The following is a 527-nucleotide window of genomic DNA, read 5'->3' on the forward strand; positions in this document are numbered from 1 at the left end:
ATGGCAGTTGGGCGTGGATTGCCCTCGCTATTGTCACCGCCGGCCTTGCGGAAATGAAGCATCGTCGGCGCTGGGTGTGGTTTCTTCTCGCCCTCATTTTCGGGCCGATCGCCACTGCGCTCGTCGTGATCTGGCGCCGCCCCGATTCCCCCTTCGGAAGGTAACGCAGTATGTCTCACCAGTTCGCTAGCTACGTCGCCATTGGTGACAGTTTCACCGAGGGCGTCGGAGATGAACTGCCGGATGGTCGGGTGCGCGGTTGGGCAGACCAAGTTGCTCTCGGTCTTGCGCTCGCATCGCCTGAGCCAGTCACCTATGCGAACCTCGCCATCCGTGGACGGCTCCTCGCACCCATCGCGGGGGAGCAGCTGAAGGCTGCCGTTGCCCTCCGGCCTCAGCTGATGAGCCTCAATGGTGGCGGAAACGACATCATGCGCCCCAAAGTCTCGCTGGAATCGATCACCGACCAACTACTGGCCGCAGTCGATACGGCCACGGCCAGCGGCATCCACGTTCTCTTACTCAGT

At 62.0% G+C, this 527-nt stretch carries 1 protein-coding gene; it reads left to right on the forward strand.

Going from position 1 to position 527, the window contains the following annotated elements:
- Window positions 1–170 precede the first annotated feature (170 nt).
- On the forward strand, window positions 171–527 hold a 357-nt coding region (locus IP510_RS13630; RefSeq protein WP_194365358.1), incomplete at its 3' end, for an SGNH/GDSL hydrolase family protein.

The organism is Psychrobacter sp. NG254 (assembly GCF_015277735.1).
Taxonomy (GTDB): Bacteria; Pseudomonadota; Gammaproteobacteria; order Pseudomonadales; family Moraxellaceae; genus Psychrobacter.